Below are 18,610 nucleotides of genomic sequence, written 5' to 3' on the forward strand. Positions count from 1 at the left end.
CGTAGGCGAGGCAGTTTTCATTCATGCCTCTTAATCTACCATCTACGTGTACTTATTTTTTACAGTAGCAGGATAAATCCTGTGAACGTTTACTGTCTTCTTAGGCTACGTCAACGGGTTAGCATAGCCATACTCTTAAGCAAGCTATGCCCCAATACAGTTCAGTTAAAGATTATTGGTGTAGATAATTGGTATTTCAAGACGCGATAAATCGCGTCTCTACATGAGGGTTTTGTTGCTCATTCTGAAATATATTGAGCTACGCCTGACACAAAATACTTTGTCAGTAGCGGTAATTCATGAATTACCGCTAGGAATTACTAGAGTGAATGAGAACCGCCATAAGCCACAATAGAAGTTGCGGATGTTTGATGCGTTGATTATGGAAGAATTATTAACTCTGAAAGACTTGCTTGTTAAGGGCGATGTTCAAGAAGCATTGCTTATAGTAGAAGAATTAACAGAAATGAGCCGAAATGACATAATAAAGACGATTCGTAGCTATGCAGTGATTTTGCTGTTGCATCTGATTAAACAACAAGCTGAAAATCACACGACTCGCTCTTGGGAAGTCTCTATTCGGAATTCGGTTCGGGAAATTCAACGAGAAAATCAGCGGCGTAAAGCTGGGGGCTATTATCTTACGCCAGAAGAATTGTTAGAAATCTTAGCAGAAGCCTATTTAAATGCCATTGATGAGGCTTCCTTAGAAGTAAAAGAAAGTCGTTATGAAGCCCAAGAATTAGAAAAGCTGGTTAACCGTGAAGAAATGATCAATCGTGCTTTGGTTTTAATCTTACCAGGAGAGTCTAATTAATTGGCGAAACAGCGACTCGATACACTATTAGTAGAGCTAAATTTATGTGTTTCTCGCGCCTTAGCACAACGGCTAATTCAGGCGGGAGAAGTTACTGTTAATCAGCAGTTAGTTGATAAACCTGGTACTGAAGTTGATATTGCGGCTCAAATAAATATTAAAGAGCGATCGCCTTTTGTTTCTAGAGGCGGTGAAAAACTCTCTAAAGCTTTGTCAGTATTTGCCATTCCCGTAGCAGAACGCATTTGTTTAGATGGTGGAATTTCTACTGGTGGTTTTACTGATTGTCTCTTGCAAGCTGGAGCCAAAAAAGTTTACGGTATTGATGTCGGTTATGGACAAGTTGACTGGGGGTTGCGAAATGATCCACGGGTTATTTTGCGGGAACGCACCAATTTACGGCAACTACGACCAGATGAGTTATATGGCGAAAATGACCCGATTCCTGATTTGGCAGTGGTTGATGTATCGTTTATTTCTTTAACTAAGATTCTGCCTGCTTTGTGGCAACTAACTCAAGCTAACCGAGAAGCTGTGTTGTTAGTCAAGCCACAGTTTGAAGTCGGCAGATCCCGTGTGGGTAAAAAAGGCGTTGTGCGCGATCCAAACGACCAAGCTGATGCCATTTTCCAGGTGTTGCAATCCGCCCACGAATTAGGATGGAAATACAAAGGCTTAACTTGGTCGCCGATCACTGGCCCGGCTGGGAATATTGAATATCTTTTGTGGTTGCGAATGGAAAGTGAAACGCCACCACTTGATTTAGAGGCAATTAAGCAAATAACGCAATCAGCAACAACTGATTTACGGAAGAGTTAAACGTCGTAAATTAGACATTCTACTGAAGCTGGATGGCGATCGCAGTAATTTTCCAAAGAGGTTTTCTTTTGTTTTGCTTGCTGTTGATCGGCTTTTTCAGCTTGTAATTCTTCTACAATGTCCCAGGCCACGGCACAACCAGCAGAATTACTGCCATCTAGCTCACAAGTTGTCCGCGCTTCAGTAATGGCTTCAATAATAGCTTCTTCAAGATTTGCTGCCCCAGCAGTTTCAAATGAGTTTAGGGTAGTTGTCATGTATTTTCACCTTTAATTTACAGAGAGAGATATTAACTGCGAGTTTTCAATGACCTCATGAAGCTCACATTTCCAGTTTAGATAGGCTTCCCACAAGAGGTAGTGGTAAACACCGCCATCTTTTTAGCAAAATCGAGTGGGAATTACCCTCTTGTCATCTTTGAATCAAAAAGGTAAGGGAATTCCACTAGTTGTAATCACTAGTAGAGGTGGTCATGTTCTCAATCTTGCATCCCAAATTGGGAATGTCAGTCAATTGTCAGAAGAGCTTGATAGAAGTTGATAAACACTTATAAATGGTAACAAAGGGGAAACAATTCTTATTTATTCTCAATACTTTATGCCTAACTCTTGTCGCAGACGATACAGAATTGTGTTTTGGTCAACTTGAGAGAGAATTTCTTGAATGACACTGCTAGCGCCCAACTGTCCCCAAGTGCAGCCTTTTTCGAGATAGACTTGAGCGGCTTTGCCAACGGAATATGCGCCATAACCGGCGATACCAGCTTGAGCGATCGCACTGCCAGCAAAGGCAGTAATATTGCTGGGATTATCACCACTGGTTATTGCAGCCGTACTTTTACCCAAACCCAAAAGAAAACTACTACCTAGTTCTCCCAGTAGCAGGCCACCAGAACTAAATAAAATCGTTTTGAAAATTTTCCCGGCTTCATAGCTAGTCATCGGCAAACCATACAATCTAGCGAGAGCGCGAATTAAAGCCAAATCGGCAACAGTTCCGCCAAGGATATCTAAGAAGGCGATGGGATTAAGCATTACTGCCAAAGCTTTGTATTTGGTAAATTGCCAAATGATCTCTTCGGCTTCTTTTTCGCGTAAATCGATAGTTTTTTGAGCGATCGCGGCTTCTGCATCTCGTGCTTGGATCAGTGCATTTAAAGCCAGAAGCGATCGCCCTTCCCGATTCAGAATATTCAGAATTGTCTCTTTGAGTTCGTCTACTTGCGGTGGTGGTGTCTCCCATTCATAACTGACACGCCCATCAGGCCACTCAACCCGGACTTCCATTGCTGCTGGTTCCGCCGCCACCATAACAATTTCATCAGGTAATAAAGGCTTTGCTTCGTGATGTCCAGCACCCAGTTGTTGCAAATTTTGGTAAATTGCTCCTTGGTCGGTATCTGGGTATAAATCTATTTTGTTAAACACTAAAATCAGGGGTTTTTGCGATCGCCGCAACTCCAGCAATGCTTGATACTCAGTGCGTGTGATATCACCAGACACGACAAACAAAATCAAATCAGCCTGATGCACGACTTCTCGTGCCATATCCGCCCGTGATTCACCCTCAATTTCATCTAATCCAGGGGTGTCAATTAACTCTACTAGTACCTTGCCACCGGGCTGCCACCGCACGGAACGGGGCCATTGGGTGACACCATTCAGGGGCCCAGTTTGCAGAATCTTGTCACCCAACAAGGCATTTAAAACTGCTGACTTTCCGCGACTCACCAAACCAAAGACGGCAATTCTAATCACGTTAGAATCCAGCTTGTTGAGTGTGGCGTTCAAAGCTTCCAATTCTGGTTTCACCAACCCTACCAATTCTGGGTTAGATGATAACTGTCCTGACTTACGGAGATATCCATACCAAGAAAGCGCTTGTCTGAGACTGGCGCGGGCACGATTTAAATGAGTTTCTTGCAGATTACGATAAACCGACATAATACCAGCACTTTCAGCTTTGACCGAAAACGAAAAGGATACAGAGCAACTAAATTTATTTATGGGGATCAATAATGCAAGAATTTTGTTAGCGCAGCGTCTCGTAGAGAAGCGACGTGACTTTCTCAACCCCGTTGCCAGAATTGAGAAAGTGAACACATCTCTATCTTATATCCCTAAAGTTCTTAGGGACTAAGTGCATTAGTGGTTTAGAACATTCTCAGAATCTCTAACGCTGTATCCAGATGCCATTTAACCCGGTAGAGTCCAAACAGTTTCTCTTGACTGTATCGCGTGGGGTACTCTAGCTTCCTTCCCTCCATTGTCACCTTTAACAATGCTGACTGTTCTGGTGTTGGTGTTCCCATCGCTTCGAGTGTCGCTTCTAGCGCTTCTACTTGAGAAAGCATAGGAGACTTCAATCCTTTATTCTCCGATACTTGCTTGCAGGCGATAACAGGGAAGGTCAGAAGTGCATTAATGTACGATGCCTTATCAGCAGGATTCCCTATTGCTTGGATGCCGTACTGGATCAGGCATAAATCGCGTAACGCTCTCAAGCTTTTAACATCTAATCCTGTGCGTGTGAACATAAAATAGTAGTGTCCATTGAAAAGTGGATATTGGTGGTGTACTAGTTTGCAAGACCGGGTATCACCACCAATTATCCATTAAACATTTGTACACTAATGTTTCGACTATTATTTATATTTCTCAACAATGCCTAATCCCAAAGGTAATCCAGAAAGCCTAGAACCAATTAAATCTAATAGAGAAGAACCATTAACAACTACTATCAGCTTTCGCGCTACTGAAAAGATGAAGGAAGAAGTGAAAGCTAAAGACGACCCGCCAGAATTTTGTAGAGAGGCTATCCAAGAGAAGCTAGATAGAGAGAAGTAGACTATTTTGTGAAATTAAGTAATTGTTCTGATTGCTTATAAACTATTTTTATGCAATCTCCGTTTAAAACATGGGATTGTGTTTATCATCCCAACATTTGCGATCGCTCCAATTTCTGCCAGTATACTCACATTCAGATGCATCATCTATCCAAGGAATCGATGTAGAGTGGTACGAGTTTCCAGTGAAAGCGAATAAGCTAGCAGTGAATAAGGGCAATAATAAGGATAAAGTTATTAATGTACAAATCGGTAGGATTATTAAATATCCAGCTAGTAGTACATAGTTACTATTATTCCCAAAAACTGTACCGATCTTATGATTTTTTTGACGAGTTTTTAAGCTGGTTCTTGAATTCGAGAAAAGCATGATGCAACCCTATTAATATCAGTTTCTATAAAAATCTCATTTGATTTGTAAAAGCCAAGCTGACTGAGAGCTAACCGATCGGGTTTTGGATCTGAGTATATTCAGCAAAAATCAATCTGGAGTCTTATACAAGTATGGATTTTTACATAAGACCATTATTGAAGCTGTATACTCTGATGTCAAAGGTGTAAGTAGCGACTTCTTAGAACCTTTAATATTTTGCTACTAAAAAATATTCTTCATGAAAATATGTTGAAGTTTTAGCGATTGGTCTTGCGTACATCCTGGCAAGTTTAACTCACAGTCTTCTTTTGTCGATGCAGCAAAAATACTGATATAGCATTGAGATAACGTGTTGAGTTTAATCATTAAGTTTTAGAATAAGAATTCAGAACTCACGAGTTAGTCCCTAATGACTAATGACTCCGCGAAGCCGTTTGATATGGCTTTTGATGACTGATAAGTGCGATCGCTCTCTTCAACCAATCAATATAAGTCTGTTCTCTTTGGATCACCAACTCCAGCACGAGCCTTTGCATCACCTGCTGACGGTTAGCAGATTCATCATCTAGTGATGGTAAATCGATGGTTTCACATTCAGTTAGCTTTTTGCTTCGAGCCGCTAATTGTTGCTCCAGTAGGTGAATGATAGTTTCATTCGATAATTGATCGGCAAAATGTAACTGGACGAGCAAAGGTTCTCGTAGAGTCGGTAACGGCTGATGAATTCCAAGCCATCGGGCAAATTCGGCTTTTCCTGGCTCCGTTACACTGTAAACTTTGCGGTTGGGGCGATCGTGTTGAATCTCAATGGTACAGGTAATACACCCTTGCTCAACTAGCTTATCGAGAGTTCTGTAAATTTGTGCCTGATCTGCTGGCCACAGATGGGCAATGCATTGATCAAAGCAGCTGGTTTTGAGATCGTAGCCCGTCATTTCTTGCTGCTGAAGAAGACCTATAATTACGTATGCTAGAGACATGAAGACGGTTTTCCCATAATTGATATTTTCTCGATCGGTTCTGCACTATGCACTTCTTATAAGTTTATGCTAATATATGATTAGTCTAATATAAGATATAACAGCTAAAAAAATATGTTGACTATAATGCTTCTTAGCAAGGAAACCAAATACATGAAAAACTCTATTCACAAGGGCATGGCGTATGGAGAAAAGTTCCCAATGCCCAATGCTTAGAAATTATTTAAGCCATTGAAGACTATTGTAACGAGAGGATGGGTAACATTGACTTCTAACACACTTCTACAAAGAATACATCAACATCAATATCTGCGTGATTTACGAAACAAATTACTCCACCTTCACAAGATGTTGCTGGAGACAGAACGCATTGCCTACGAACAGGTTAGCGGGCGAGTATCAAGCGGAGAACTTCTTCAGCTCGTCATTGCTCATGAGCAATTTGCTTGGCTACATCGAATTTCTGAGATGGTTGTGCAAGTTGATGAAATGCTCGGAGCAGATGAGCCAATATTGCTGGAAGATTTCCAAAAATTGATTGCTGATGTCCGCACGCTGATTGTACCGTTAGAAACGGGCAATACCTTCGAGAGAAAGTATTACAACGCTCTACAACGCGAACCTGGTGCGGTGTTGGCACATGCGGAAATATCCAGATTTCTCATGGACTAGGGACTGGGGAATGAGGGAGTAGGGGAGAAGTTGCAGTAAGTTTTCCCCTCTGCTCCTTTGCACCTCTACCTCTTTCAATCCTCAATCTCCAGATGGTCGCCTTCATCAAGGAAATCGAAAATTTTATGACGACAAATAAAACAGATCGTGAAATTACCCTCCCAACCTACTTTATTTCTCATGGGGGTGGGCCTTGACCTTGGTTGAAGAAAGAGATGCCGATATTTGATCAACTTGAGGCATCTTTGCAAGAACTTCCCAGAGAGATTGGGGTAACACCGACGAAGCAGAGTTAGGCGATCGCATTTATCACGAGGATGCATTTATGGGTGGAGTAGCTGTTTCAAGCTTCTGATTTGGAAAGGTAGCAGCTATTTAACTCTGTTTTTTTAGTTTTTTAAATAATAAGCTTTGACTATTAACCCATTTGCGCCAGTTGTAGCACAACAGCAAGCTATAGAATTACTCACTCAGGCTGTCAGACAAAACCGGGTTCCTCCAGCTTACCTATTTGTCGGGCCAGATGGTGTCGGCAGGAGTTTAGCAGCCAGGTGTTTTGTGGAATTGCTATTTTCTAGTGGAATGGGAGTTACTGCGTCTTTACAAAACCGTTTGCGTCAAGGCAATCACCCAGCTTTGTTGTGGGTGCAACCAACCTACCAACACCAGGGACAACGATTAACAGCAGCAGAAGCAGTCGAGAAAGGACTGAAGCGTAAGGCACCACCTGTAATTCGACTAGAGCAAATTCGGGAAATTACTGAGTTTTTAGGTCGCCCGCCCTTAGAAGCGCCGAGGAATGTGGTAGTGCTAGAAGAAGCTCAAACAATGGCAGAAGCCGCAGCCAATGCTTTACTTAAAACCTTAGAAGAACCGGGACAGGCGACATTAATTTTAATTGCACCTACACCTGAGTCTGTATTGCCGACTTTGGTATCACGCTGTCAACGCATTCCTTTTTATCGCTTGGATGCACAGTCTTTGGCTGTAGTACTCACAAAAACAGGTTATCAAGAAATCTTGCAAAATCAGGCAGTATTGAGCATAGCAGCTGGTAGTGCCGGAAGTGCGATCGCATCTTATGAGCAATTACAAGCTATTCCCCCTGAGTTACTCGAAGACTTGAAAAAAGCGCCTAAATCTTACCGTAACGCCTTGGAGTTAGCCAAAAAAATTGATAAGGATTTAGATACAGAAGCACAACTGTGGTTAGTTGATTATCTTCAGCAATTCTACTGGCAGCAGTGGCATCAACCCACCATCATCAACCAGTTAGAACAAGCTCGTAAACACTTACTTGCTTACGCTCAACCAAGGCTAGTTTGGGAATGTCTGCTTGTATCAGTGTATCAAAAATCAAATTCCATTTCCCCAACTCATCGCTGAGTGCGATGCCTAGTGGTCTGTCCCATTAATTTTGAGAGGTGAATCATTAAATTTCTTTTCTTTACCTCTTAACTTCTCTGCGAGACGCTGCGCGAACGTCTGTCCATAAGTCAGCACACCAGAAATTTCTATCGTCAAGTTCATAGCCAGTAAAGGTATTGTAATAAAAGCGATTCCTGGATAAAACAAAAAGTTTATATGACCTCAGTTTCTCCTCACAAAAAAGCCAGAGCCTTAAAACCTACCAGCCGCCGCCCTGCGAAAGAACTGTGTAGCGAGTGCGGATTATGTGATACATACTATATTCATTATGTCAAGGAAGCCTGCGCTTTTATTAATCAGCAAATAGGCGAACTTGAAGAAGAAACGCACACGCGATCGCGCTATCTTGAAAATCCTGATGAACTCTACTTTGGTGTTCACCAAGATATGATAGCGGCACGAAAACAGCAGCCCATCGAAGGCGCACAATGGACGGGTATTGTTAGCAGCATTGCCATTGAAATGCTTAATCGTGGCTTAGTTGAAGGTGTCATCTGTGTGCAAAATACCAAAGAAGACCGCTTTCAACCGATGCCCATCATCGCTCGGACTCCAGAAGAAATACTAGCAGCGCGGGTAAATAAACCAACACTTTCCCCAAACCTTTCCGTATTGGAACAGATAGAAAAATCGGGGATGAAGCGACTGTTGGTAATTGGTGTTGGTTGCCAAATCCAGGCATTACGAGCCGTGGAAAAACAACTGGGTTTAGAAAAGCTGTATGTTTTAGGTACACCCTGCGTGGATAATGTTAACCGCGCCGGACTGCAAAAATTCTTAGAAACCACCAGCCGATCGCCTGACACAGTTGTGCATTACGAATTTATGCAAGACTTCCGGGTTCACTTCAAACATGAGGATGGCTCATCTGAAACAGTGCCTTTCTTTGGCTTGAAGACCAACAAACTCAAAGATGTTTTTGCCCCATCCTGTATGAGTTGCTTTGATTACGTCAACTCCCTAGCCGATTTAGTCGTTGGCTATATGGGCGCGCCCTTCGGCTGGCAGTGGATTGTAGTTAGAAATGACACTGGTAAGGAAATGCTGGATTTGGTGAAAGATCAGTTAGACACTCAACCAGTGACATCTAAAGGCAACCGGAAGGAAGCTGTACAGCAAAGTATTCCCGCTTACGATCAAGGCGTTACTCTGCCGATGTGGGCAGCAAAACTGATGGGTGTGGTGATCGAAAAAATCGGCCCCAAAGGTTTAGAATATGCGCGGTTTTCCATTGATTCTCACTTTACTCGGAATTATTTGTATGTAAAGCGGAATCATCCAGAGAAATTAGAAGCGCATGTTCCAGAGTTTGCCAAGCGTATTGTTGGGCAATATAAGTTACCAGATTGACATCCCCTCTCCGATTTGGAGCTACGGTGTATACACAAGTTATCGAATCACAACCAGTCTGTCGAATTACCCCACCCTAACCCTCCCCGATATATTGGGGAGCCACTGCGTTGGGCGGGCAATGCCCGACTTGTTCGCGCAGCGTCTACCCTTGGGAGAAGCATGTGGCGTGAGGGAACTGGATTTCTTTTTCCCCCCAATATATTGGGGGGATTAAGGGGGGTAGTTCTGGGATATAAGGGGAAAACAAACTTGTGTATACACGGTAGCCGATTTGGAGAGGGGTTAAGGGTAAAGTTACGCCGGATAAATCCGCAATCTTCTATTTGGTTCTTCACCAAAACTATGCGACTTGAGGCGATAATGTTCTACCAACTCATGTTGCATTTTGCGGACTTGGGGGGAACGCGGCAATAACTCGACTGGCTGTCCTTTCGGAATCACAATTTGCTCAACAGCAAGTCTAGCTTCTTCCAAGGCATCCATCTCATCATCACTACCATTGTGCAAAAACAGTTGCAGTTCTAGATCATCGGTCATGTCTGGGTCGTCAATGTTCAGCAACCGCCGCAAACCACGGGTAATTTGGGGAATGGTGCTGGACTTGATCATGTGGATGGGTACGTGACGGGCTTTGGCCATTTGGCGTAACTTGGCGTGGTTTTTGACGTGCGATCGCAGTGCTAAAATTGCATCAGCACTATCTATGTCTTTTGTCAATACCACGGGCAAAGTTAGCACGCTAATTACCTGTTCCAGTTGGTGACGGCTAACCCCATAAGGGTAAACGTGCAATGGCAAATCTTCACCATTGGGCCCTGGGTGTCTAGTAGCAGCATCCAAATCAATGCTTTCAGAATAATTGAAAGATTCATCCAGCAAACGATCGAACTCACTGCGGCCAGTTACCCGCTCTACAGGCAATTGTGGCAGTGCTACCATTTGTCCAGATGAACGCCAGCCATTAGACGGCCGCGCCGGTGGGAAAGATTCTTCCACTGTCCCTAGCTGTCCACCGCGACCATTGACAACCGCTAACTGGCGTGTAACACCAATTTTGCCCTGGTCATCAACGGTTCTCGTTTGTGGGGTAGGCTGACGACCCCGCAACAGATTATCTACGGTGTCAGCAACACTTTCGTGTACTGTCCAGCGTTGGCGTTCCAACATTTCCACAGCAATTTCAAAGGTAGGTGGGGCTTTCCGCTCCAAAACAGTCTTTTGAGAGCCTCGCCGTCTAGCCTCATCATCTCCCAGCGTCACAGCTTGGATACCCCCAACTAAATCAGCCAGGGTGGGGTTTTTAATCAGATTTTCGATCTGATTTCCGTGAGCAGTACCTACCAACTGTACACCCCGTTCCGCAATGGTACGAGCCGCTAAAGCTTCCAGTTCCGTGCCAATTTCATCAATGACAATGACTTCTGGCATGTGGTTTTCCACCGCCTCAATCATCACCTGATGCTGTTGATTTGGATGAGCTACCTGCATCCGCCGAGCGCGACCAATGGCGGGGTGAGCAACATCACCATCCCCAGCGATTTCGTTGGAGGTGTCAATAATTACCACTCGCTTATTTAGATCATCTGCCAAAACACGGGCGATTTCCCGTAAGGCGGTAGTTTTGCCCACGCCTGGACGCCCCAGCATGAGAATCGATTTACCAGTTTCTACCAAATCGCGGATCATGCCAATGGTTCCGAATATCGCCCGACCAACGCGACAGGTTAAGCCAATAATCTTACCCGTGCGGTTACGGATGGCACTGATCCGATGCAAAGTTTGCTCAATTCCTGCCCGATTATCTCCGCCAAAGGTTCCGACTCGTTGAATGCAATCATCTATCTGTTCTTGAGTAACGGGTACTTCGCTCAAATACTCAGCTTGATTAGGAAAGCGAGCCTCTGGGCGACGACCCAAATCCAAGACTACTTCTACTAAACTATCTCGTTTGGGATGACTCTCTAGTACTTGTCGCAGGTCTTGGGGCAAAATGTCTAATAACTTTTGGAGATCGTCTGTAATCGTCATGCTTTCTATGGTGACGGAAACAACAGTAAATCGATACTTTCAGCTTTTAAGCGTCCTAAAATGCTCACACGATGCTCAAACAGCCTATTCTGGGTACTCTGGGAGTAGTAAGAGGTATAAATTACTACTCAGCAGTCATGCTCAAAGGATGCTCACTCTTTTGGGGAAGGGAGTACCTCTCTATCTTAAGTGCAAAAATACTCCAAGTATTACTCTGAGTAATCTGAGCATACCTCTAAACAAAAGCCAGCCCCATTAATTGCGTTTCAGGTGACTGGATAGCTGACCTTGTAGCCAGCATTGCCTGTAGGTTTCAGCCCATACCGTCTACAGAGGTCACGCAGTTCGTTAATGGTTTTGATTTCGAGTTCTGACCGTGTGAACATAAAATAGAGTTACCCATTTGCAAAAGTGGTATTGGTAGGTAGCAACTTTCGACGGTGAACTACCTACCAATTAAACACTCTATTCTTTTGTTAACCAAACCTTCAAGCTATATTCACATCTCTCAAAAATGCCTAATCCTAAAGGGAACCCTCAAAATTTTGAACCGATTAAATCCGATAGAGATAAACCTTTGGACGGTAAACTTGCGTTCCGTGTCACCAAGGAAGTAGAAGAACAGGTTAAAGCACAAGATGACCCTCCAGAATTTTGCAGAGAAGCTATTCAGAAAGCACTAGATGAGAAGAAAGGGAAGTAGTTGTAAAATTACCAAGCCCCTTCGGGGCGGGAACTCTTAACAGGGAACTCTTAACAGGGAACAGAAAAAAAATTAGCCCCGAATACAGGGTTTAAAGCCCCTAAATTTATTTATGAAAAGAGATAAAAATATTTGAAACGAGATGGCGTCAGCCACGATGTTTCAATGTGTCCTTGTACAAATCCCCTGATTTTAATTATGGGGATTTCCCTGTTGCCTGTTGCCCGTTCCCTGTTCCCTTTTAATTGGAGTATTACTTGGAGTAAATAAAAAACCCTCCTGTTAGAGAGGGTAGATTGCTAAGTCAAACTTTTATATTGTTTGGTGGGTACCTTTTCTTTCATTTTTTCCGAAAAAATACAAATATCTCTGTGCAGATGACAATATTTCCCTTTTCATATCTGTCATCTGTATATATCCTGAGATAAATGTAGCTGTTTATGCAAGTATCTAAATGAGAAGCTCCATTTATAGATATTACTTTTATTCTCTTGTTTTCGGTTAATACGGATTCTTTTTGTCAGGTGCAAGATGTGAGACGAGCAATTAATGCTCCTGCTGTGATTTGATCTGGGAAACGAGAGAATGGGCAAGTTCTACAGCTTGCCAAAGTAATACGTCATCTTCTTCTAGGCGAAGATTCGCCTTCACATTAGTGTTACTTACCTCCTTATTCTCTAACTGTTCGAGAATTGGTGACAGCAGTACACGGGCGTAGCTACCGTAGGCAATCCCGGAAATGGATGAGGGGGATGAGGAAGTTGTTGCTCCCTCATCCCCCTCATCCCCCCCTACTCCCTCATCTCCCCCTGCTCTCTTCAGCAGTCCCATAGCCTTTAACTTAGCAACGGTATAGCTATTTGTGCCGCCTGCTAACTGCACATATCCCGGTAACTTAGCTGCCAAAACTTTTTGCCCTAATTTCACCGCGGCTATTGTGGTGCCATCGCCAATATCACCACTCATGGGACGACCATCGGTTTGCCAAATTAAAGCACTCTTGAGTGGGGCAATCAGATCATACAGCGTTCTTAGGTAGTCAGTCATCCCCTCGCCATCGGGACAACTGATGGCTAGTAACTTTAGTTGATCGGCCCACGGTGAAATTGCTTGCCATAATTGTTCAAATTCTGCCAACCGCCCGACTTTTGTATGGATTTCTACGGCATCTACTCCCGTTGACATTACCAATGGCGCGATCGCTCCCGGCGTTGACATGTATGAACTTGTATAAATTATATCATAAGGACAAATTGGTATACAACGACCACAGCCGTAACATTTTTCGGATACTACTCCCGAAAAGTCTTCTTTTTTACTGTTAAACACAATTGCTTGTGCTGGGCAAATCCATTCACAGGGTCTAGAGCAGTCTGTTGGACACTCAGTAGGATTAAATTCTGCTTTCCGAAAATGGGGGTCTTCTCCATCGTTCAGGCTAACCATCAAAAAGGGTGAATCGCCTTTATAGTCAAAGCCTCGCTTTTGGGCATCTTTAGCCAAAGATTTGGCTACAAGTAGCCCTGCTTGCGCCGCTGCAATCACTGCCGGATCAGCTGCAACATCTATGCAGTCAGCGCCCGCCAAAGTATAGGCTAACGTTAAACTTCTGACTGCCGGCAAATGCTGGAAGCTGGCTCCGCAGATCAGCTTGAACCAGTCACCTTGTTTGAGAGATTGTAAAGGGGCAAACAGATCAGTCACACTTCTATTATGCGTTTATGCGAATAAAAATAGTAGCCTGTAATCAAGAAAAAGTCTGGATTTTCTGATTTTGGGGATTGGGGACTGGGGATTTTAGTTATTAATTATTCTCCTCTGCTCACCAATCCCGCAGCTGAATTAGGAGGCCAACATAGATGACAACTGTATTTTTTGTGGAAGACTCTGCTGAAGACAGAGTTATATATCGACGCTTTCTGGAGCGGGATGAGCAGTACAGCTACGATATTTACGAATTTGAGTCTGGCGAGAAGGCACTGCAAGGCTGTCAAGAGAAAACACCAGATGTAATTCTATTAGACTACCGATTGCCAGATATAGATGGGTTGGAATTTCTCAATCAGCTACAACGGCAAACCCAAGGTAGCCAGATATCTGTGATTATGTTAACTGGGCAGGGGGACGAAACGATCGCAGTCCAAGCGATCAAGAGTGGGGCGCAAGATTATCTAGTCAAGGGAAAACTGACCTCTGATAATTTACGTCGAGCGGTTCATGGGGCGATCAAGCAGATGCAGCTAATGCGGCAGCTAAAACAACAACAGGAACAACAAAAGCTAGTAGGAGCGATCGCTCTTGATATTCGCCAATCCTTGAAACTCCAAGATATCCTCGCCACGAGTGTTCAAGAAGTCCGCCAGTTACTAGATGCTGATCGGGTAATGCTGTATCAATTTATGCCTCAGATGCAGGGTAGCGTCGTCGCAGAGTCGGTATTATCCCAATGGACACCAATTTTGGGGCTTGAGATTGAAGATACCTGTTTTCAGGAAAATCAGGGAGGAGAATATCGTCGGGGAAAAATTTGGGCAGCGAGAAACATCTACGAAGCCGGTTTAAGTGATTGCCATATTAATCTTTTGGAACGGTTTCAGGTGAAGGCGAATTTAGTTGCCCCCATTTTGTTAGAGAACAAGGAAAGTCCAGCAATTGAACTTTGGGGGCTATTTATCGTGCATCAATGTTCTGCTCCGCGACAATGGCAGACATTTGAGGTGGAATTGCTCAACCAGTTGACGGTGCAACTAGCGATCGCTATCCAACAAGCCCAACTTTACCAAAATCTTCAAACCCTCAACACGGAGTTAGAAGCTAAAGTACAGGAGCGTACTGCCAAACTGCATCAAAGTGAGCGCCGTTTTTGCGCCATCTTCAATAACACTTTCCAGTTTACAGGACTGCTAACGCCAGATGGCATCTTACTAGAGGCAAATCAGACGGCGCTAAGTTTTGGCGGAATTAAATTGGAAGATGCGATCGATCGCCCTTTTTGGGAGGCACACTGGTGGACAATTTCACCGCAAACTCAAGAAGAATTAAAACAAGCGATCGCTCATGCAGCTCAAGGAGAATTTGTCCGTTATGAAGTGGATATTCTCGGTGCAAATAACCAAGTAGCAACGATCGATTTTTCCCTACGCCCGCTTCTAGACGAGACGAGTCAAGTTATTTTGTTGATTCCAGAAGGACGAGATATCACTGAACAACAAATTGCGCTGCGCGATCGGCAAAAGGCTGAGGAAAAACTCCGACAAAGTGAAGCACTGCTAGCCACTACTCAACAAATCGCCCATGTAGGCAGTTGGGAATTGAATTTAGCAACGAAAAAGCGCTCTTGGTCAATGGAAACCTTTCGCATCTCTGGTCTAAATCCCACTCAAAGCGAACCCGACCAAGGGGAATTTCTCCAAATAATTCATCCAGACGATCGCGCCTTAATCAAGACCCAACTCGAAAAGACAATCGCCCAAATAACCCCTTTCAATCTTGAGTATCGAATTATCCAGCCTGATGGTTCAGTGCGCTACGTGGAGTCGAAAGCAGAAATCGCCTATGACCCCCAAGGGCAGCCCGTTAAGCTATTGGGAGCGGTTATAGATATTACAGAACGAAAACAAACTGAATTAGAAATTATTCGTAGTCGTGACCTGCTAGAAGCTATTTATAATGAATCCGCAGATGCACTTTTTTTGGTAGATGTCGAAACATTACTGATCGCTGACTGTAACGATCGAGCAGTAGAGCTATTTGCAGCCTCTAGTAAAGCTGAATTAATTAACATTGAAGGCAACACTCTGCAAAAACAACCGTTTACTTCCGATGATATTGTCACCTTTATGGAAGAAATTAACCAGCAAGGGTTTTGGAGTCGGGAAATTGAATATATTACTAAGCAGGGCAAACCCTTTTGGGGAAACATCGCAGCCAAACAAATTAGAGTTGCTGGTACTGTGATGCAATTGGTACGAATCACGGATATTACTGCCCGGAAGTATGGCGAAGAAGAACACCAACGGGCAGAAATAGCTCTTCGAGAAAGCGAGGAACGACTACAATTAGCCCTTGAGGCTTCTGGGGATGGTTTGTGGGACTGGAACATTTTCACTGGAGAGGTGTATTACAGCCCGCGCTATTTAGAAATGCTTGGATACAGCTTTGATGAACTCCCACAGGATTGTAGTACTTGGAAGCGATTAGTTCATCCAGAGGATTTACCTTGGGTTGAGAAAATTTTGGCAGCTCACCTCAAGGACAGTTCAGTACCCTACAAATTTGACTATCGACTTCAAACTAAGTCGGGTGAATACAAATGGATTGCTGACTACGGCAAAGTTGTTATGCGAGATGGACAGGGGAACCCTCTGCGAATGACTGGTACTCATCGGGATATCAGCGATGTCTACGATGAGCTTAACTTACGCAAACAAGCCGAAGCAGCTTTAGCCAAAAGTGAAGAACAACTAAGGCTGACGTTGGAATTTAACCACATCGGTATCTGGGACTGGAATATTCAAACAGGTGAAGTTATCTGGAACGACAACCATTATCGTTTGTTGGGTTTAGAGCCAGAAATATCACCAGCTAGTTATCAGCTATGGCGCAATTGTGTTCATCCAGAGGATGTTGAGCAAATTGAACAGGCTGTATCAAATGCACTGGCACAACATATCAATTTTCAAGGTGAATATCGAGTGATTTATCCTAATGGCAGGATTCACTGGCTCACAGGGAAAGGGCGTGGCGTTTACAACGAAGCAGGCGAACCTACACGGATGCTAGGAGTAATTATTAATACTAGTGATCGGAGGCAGGCAGAAGCAGCTCTGCAAGAAAGTGAAGCCAGGTTCCAGGCATTTATGAACAACAGCCCAGTGTTAGCTTGGATAACTGATACCGATGGACATGTACTTTATCTAAACCAGACATACCTGCGGACATTTAACTTACTACCCGAACAGGTGATTGGGCAATCAATTTTTGACCTCTATCCAGCGGAAATTGCTCGGCAACATTTCGATCACATTCAGACAGTCTCACAGACAAATCAGGTACTTGAGGTGCTTGAAGTTGCTCCCCGTCCAGATGGCACCCTTGGAGAGTTCTTGGTATACAAGTTTCCGATTTTGGGATTGTCTGCACAAAAACTAGTGGGTAGGGTGGCAATTGACATCACAGAACGTAAAATTCTGGAGCGAGAACTGGCTCACAAACAAAAGTTATTGGATACCTTCATCAACAGGGCACCTGTTGGTATATCCATTCTGGATTGGGAACTGCACTATTCATTCATTAATGAAGCATTAGCAGAAATTAATGGCATTCCCGCAGCGGCACATATTGGCAAGACACCGTGGGAAATTGTCCCTGATTTGGCCCGAAAGCAACAGCAAGTCTTTCGACATGTCTTGACAACGGGTGAGCCGATTCTGGATTTGGAAATCAGTGGAGAAACCCCAAAACTTCCAGGTGTAATCAGGACTTGGCTAGCTTCTTATTTTCCAATTCAGTCTGAAGCCGATGAACCCATTAGCATGGGCATTGTGGTAGTTGAAATTAGCGATCGCAAACGTACTGAACAGATGTTAGAGTTGCAAGCAGTCATCACCCGCAACATGGCAGAAGGAATTTGCCTAGTTCGTGCCACAGATGGCGTGTTTGTCTACGCCAATCCTAAATTCGAGCAAATGTTTGGCTATGAACCTGGTGAATTAATTGGTAAGCATGTGTCGATTGTCAACTACGGTGATGAAAATAATACACCCGAAGATGTTAATCAGGTTCTTAGAACTGCTATTTTGGAACACGGTGAAGCAACCTATGAAGTCCATAATCTTAAAAAAGATGGCACTCCATTCTGGTCTAGTGCTACCGCTTCCATTTTTGAACATCCTGAATATGGAAGCGTCATTGTGGCTATCCAACAAGATATTACTGAGCAAAAGCAAGCGGAGGAAAAAATCAAAGCCTCTCTGAAAGAAAAGGAGGTATTACTCAAAGAAATTCATCATCGTGTGAAAAATAATTTAGGAATTGTCAGTAGTCTGCTGCAAATGCAGTGCAGACGTACACAAGATTCTGTAGTGACAGCTATTTTACGCGATAGCCAAAACCGCATTGCCTCTATTGCTCTAGTTCATGAAAAACTATACCGCTCTCAAGACCTTGCTGATATTGATTTTGCTCAATATATTCCAGATTTAACAACTCATTTATTTGATTCTTATAACGTCAGTTCCAGTCAAATCAAACTGAAAATTCAAGTTGATGGTGCTAGCCTCGATATCGAAACCGCTATTCCTTGTGGCTTAATTATCAATGAACTAGTTTCCAATGCTTTGAAATACGCCTTTATTGGTAATCGTGGAGGCGAAATTCAGGTTAAATTTTTTCAAGAGTCAGACCGCACTTTGATACTAATTATTAGAGATAATGGCGTTGGCTTACCTGAAAACTTTGATAGCAATCAAGCTAAAACACTCGGCATAACTCTTGTGCAGGGTTTAGTCAAGCAGCTCCGAGGAAAGCTCGAAATCGACTCTCAGCAGGGAACGCAGTTCAAAATTATTTTTACAAACAGCCGGACGTAAAC

The 18,610-nt window shown here is 43.5% G+C and carries 15 protein-coding genes and 1 pseudogene; 9 read left to right on the plus strand and 7 right to left on the minus strand.

Translation table 11 applies throughout. The features are described 5' to 3' along the window. Positions 1-382 precede the first annotated feature (382 nt). On the plus strand, positions 383-817 hold the full coding sequence (locus V7K67_RS08410) for a DUF29 family protein (protein ID WP_335166028.1): 435 nt from the start codon (positions 383-385) through the stop codon (positions 815-817). Then, entirely contained in the window at positions 818-1,636 is an 819-nt protein-coding gene (locus V7K67_RS08415; RefSeq protein ID WP_334709454.1) for a TlyA family RNA methyltransferase, read from the plus strand. On the opposite strand, the gene V7K67_RS08420 is transcribed toward V7K67_RS08415, so the two are convergent. The 3 genes from V7K67_RS08420 to V7K67_RS08430 all read right to left on the minus strand — a co-directional run bounded on the left by V7K67_RS08420 (position 1,633) and on the right by V7K67_RS08430 (position 4,172). Then, positions 1,633-1,893 carry a Calvin cycle protein CP12 gene (locus V7K67_RS08420; RefSeq protein ID WP_334709455.1) on the minus strand — a complete coding sequence of 87 codons (261 nt, stop codon included), beginning with the start codon at positions 1,891-1,893 and terminating at the stop codon, positions 1,633-1,635. The genes V7K67_RS08415 and V7K67_RS08420 overlap by 4 nt on opposite strands. 330 nt (positions 1,894-2,223) lie before the next feature. After that, entirely contained in the window at positions 2,224-3,579 is a 1,356-nt protein-coding gene (locus tag V7K67_RS08425; protein WP_334709456.1) for a GTP-binding protein, read from the minus strand. Between the two features lie 209 nt (positions 3,580-3,788). Beyond that, positions 3,789-4,172, minus strand: coding sequence for a hypothetical protein (locus V7K67_RS08430; protein ID WP_335166011.1), 384 nt, complete (start codon positions 4,170-4,172; stop codon positions 3,789-3,791). Between the two features lie 127 nt (positions 4,173-4,299). On the opposite strand from V7K67_RS08430, the gene V7K67_RS08435 reads away from it, so the two are divergent. Both V7K67_RS08435 and V7K67_RS08440 read left to right on the plus strand, forming a co-directional pair. After that, on the plus strand, positions 4,300-4,482 hold the full coding sequence (locus tag V7K67_RS08435; protein ID WP_069071284.1) for a hypothetical protein: 183 nt from the start codon (positions 4,300-4,302) through the stop codon (positions 4,480-4,482). A 70-nt stretch (positions 4,483-4,552) separates the two neighbouring features. After that, positions 4,553-4,768, plus strand: coding sequence for a hypothetical protein (locus tag V7K67_RS08440; protein WP_334731457.1), 216 nt, complete (start codon positions 4,553-4,555; stop codon positions 4,766-4,768). 499 nt (positions 4,769-5,267) lie between these two features. Here V7K67_RS08440 and V7K67_RS08445 read toward each other — a convergent pair whose 3' ends face one another. After that, positions 5,268-5,834, minus strand: coding sequence for a PadR family transcriptional regulator (locus V7K67_RS08445; RefSeq protein ID WP_334731456.1), 567 nt, complete (start codon positions 5,832-5,834; stop codon positions 5,268-5,270). A gap of 348 nt (positions 5,835-6,182) precedes the next feature. Between V7K67_RS08445 and V7K67_RS08450 the strand changes: the two genes are divergently transcribed. The 3 genes from V7K67_RS08450 (at position 6,183) to V7K67_RS08460 (ending at position 9,284) form a co-directional block, all read left to right on the plus strand. Next, entirely contained in the window at positions 6,183-6,506 is a 324-nt protein-coding gene (locus V7K67_RS08450; protein WP_334731470.1) for a hypothetical protein, read from the plus strand. 411 nt (positions 6,507-6,917) lie between these two features. After that, on the plus strand, positions 6,918-7,892 hold the full coding sequence (locus tag V7K67_RS08455) for a DNA polymerase III subunit delta' (protein ID WP_335166014.1): 975 nt from the start codon (positions 6,918-6,920) through the stop codon (positions 7,890-7,892). Positions 7,893-8,090: 198 nt separating this feature from the next. Beyond that, entirely contained in the window at positions 8,091-9,284 is a 1,194-nt protein-coding gene (locus tag V7K67_RS08460) for a Coenzyme F420 hydrogenase/dehydrogenase, beta subunit C-terminal domain (RefSeq protein ID WP_335166015.1), read from the plus strand. 297 nt (positions 9,285-9,581) lie between these two features. Here the strand turns inward: V7K67_RS08460 and V7K67_RS08465 are convergent, their stop codons facing one another. Together V7K67_RS08465 and V7K67_RS08470 are read right to left on the minus strand one after the other, a co-directional pair. Beyond that, positions 9,582-11,315 carry a R3H domain-containing nucleic acid-binding protein gene (locus V7K67_RS08465; RefSeq protein WP_334706025.1) on the minus strand — a complete coding sequence of 578 codons (1,734 nt, stop codon included), beginning with the start codon at positions 11,313-11,315 and terminating at the stop codon, positions 9,582-9,584. 278 nt (positions 11,316-11,593) lie between these two features. Further along, positions 11,594-11,701, minus strand: a pseudogene (locus tag V7K67_RS08470) (SAP domain-containing protein); the annotation flags it as partial. Positions 11,702-11,829: 128 nt separating this feature from the next. On the opposite strand from V7K67_RS08470, the gene V7K67_RS08475 reads away from it, so the two are divergent. Beyond that, the gene (locus tag V7K67_RS08475) at positions 11,830-12,018 is read left to right on the plus strand and encodes a hypothetical protein (protein ID WP_334731453.1); all 189 of its coding nucleotides are present in this window, start codon (positions 11,830-11,832) and stop codon (positions 12,016-12,018) included. Between the two features lie 546 nt (positions 12,019-12,564). Here V7K67_RS08475 and ldpA read toward each other — a convergent pair. Next, complete coding sequence (gene ldpA, locus V7K67_RS08480) at positions 12,565-13,722, minus strand: circadian clock protein LdpA (protein ID WP_335166017.1); 1,158 nt, start codon at positions 13,720-13,722, stop codon at positions 12,565-12,567. A 155-nt stretch (positions 13,723-13,877) separates the two neighbouring features. Here ldpA and V7K67_RS08485 point away from each other — a divergent pair, with 155 nt between their 5' ends. Further along, positions 13,878-18,608, plus strand: a complete 4,731-nt coding sequence (locus V7K67_RS08485; protein WP_335166019.1) for a PAS domain S-box protein — start codon at positions 13,878-13,880, stop codon at positions 18,606-18,608. Positions 18,609-18,610 lie beyond the last annotated feature (2 nt).

It is taken from the genome of Nostoc sp., assembly GCF_036917155.1.
GTDB lineage: Bacteria > Cyanobacteriota > Cyanobacteriia > Cyanobacteriales > Nostocaceae > Nostoc.

Bases quoted from the DNA above. Each gene is read 5' to 3' on its own strand.
- V7K67_RS08410 (WP_335166028.1), top strand. From the start codon at position 383: ATGGAAGAATTATTAACTCTGAAAGACTTGCTTGTTAAGGGCGATGTT.
- V7K67_RS08485 (WP_335166019.1), top strand. From the start codon at position 13,878: ATGACAACTGTATTTTTTGTGGAAGACTCTGCTGAAGACAGAGTTATA.
- V7K67_RS08460 (WP_335166015.1), top strand. From the start codon at position 8,091: ATGACCTCAGTTTCTCCTCACAAAAAAGCCAGAGCCTTAAAACCTACC.
- V7K67_RS08420 (WP_334709455.1), bottom strand. From the start codon at position 1,893: ATGACAACTACCCTAAACTCATTTGAAACTGCTGGGGCAGCAAATCTT.
- V7K67_RS08445 (WP_334731456.1), bottom strand. From the start codon at position 5,834: ATGTCTCTAGCATACGTAATTATAGGTCTTCTTCAGCAGCAAGAAATG.
- V7K67_RS08440 (WP_334731457.1), top strand. From the start codon at position 4,553: ATGGGATTGTGTTTATCATCCCAACATTTGCGATCGCTCCAATTTCTG.
- V7K67_RS08425 (WP_334709456.1), bottom strand. From the start codon at position 3,579: ATGTCGGTTTATCGTAATCTGCAAGAAACTCATTTAAATCGTGCCCGC.
- V7K67_RS08430 (WP_335166011.1), bottom strand. From the start codon at position 4,172: ATGTTCACACGCACAGGATTAGATGTTAAAAGCTTGAGAGCGTTACGC.
- V7K67_RS08435 (WP_069071284.1), top strand. From the start codon at position 4,300: ATGCCTAATCCCAAAGGTAATCCAGAAAGCCTAGAACCAATTAAATCT.
- V7K67_RS08475 (WP_334731453.1), top strand. From the start codon at position 11,830: ATGCCTAATCCTAAAGGGAACCCTCAAAATTTTGAACCGATTAAATCC.
- V7K67_RS08450 (WP_334731470.1), top strand. From the start codon at position 6,183: ATGTTGCTGGAGACAGAACGCATTGCCTACGAACAGGTTAGCGGGCGA.
- V7K67_RS08465 (WP_334706025.1), bottom strand. From the start codon at position 11,315: ATGACGATTACAGACGATCTCCAAAAGTTATTAGACATTTTGCCCCAA.